Below are 417 nucleotides of genomic sequence, written 5' to 3'. Positions count from 1 at the left end.
TCTCCGTCGCCGACCTCGGCTCCACCAACGGCACCACGCTGGACGGCCGCCCCGTCGGCGCCCGCCCGGTGCGGCTCACCCCGGGCGCGCTGCTGCGCATCGGCGAGTCGGCCCTGCGGCTGACGCCGGCGGAGGGGCCGTCCGCCCGCACGGCGACCACCCCGGACGGAGAGGGGCACGTCCGGGTGCCGGGGCCGCGTACGGCGGACACGGAGAGCGGGCGCGCCGCCGGGGGGCCGCGCGCCCGGACCCACCACGCCTACGGCTCCGCGGACTGGCCCACGCCGGACCCGGCCACACCCGCCCGCGCCGACGCCGCACCCGAGGTCCGCCCCCCTGCCGCACCGGGCCCCGTCGCGCACGTACCGGAGCAGAGCGGCCCCCCGGAGGCCGAGCGAGGCGGCGGGACGCCCGGAC

At 82.5% G+C, this 417-nt stretch carries 1 protein-coding gene; it reads left to right on the top strand.

Annotated features, from left to right (window positions below; all coding sequences use genetic code 11):
* On the top strand, positions 1 to 417 hold a 417-nt coding region (locus LPA54_RS40215), incomplete at both ends, for an FHA domain-containing protein (RefSeq protein WP_228985372.1).

The sequence above is a fragment of the Streptomyces sp. DH12 genome (assembly GCF_020873895.1).
In the GTDB taxonomy this organism is placed as follows: domain Bacteria; phylum Actinomycetota; class Actinomycetes; order Streptomycetales; family Streptomycetaceae; genus Streptomyces.
The sequence above is the reverse complement of the archived record's forward strand: the minus strand, read 5'-3'. Positions and strand labels throughout refer to the sequence as shown.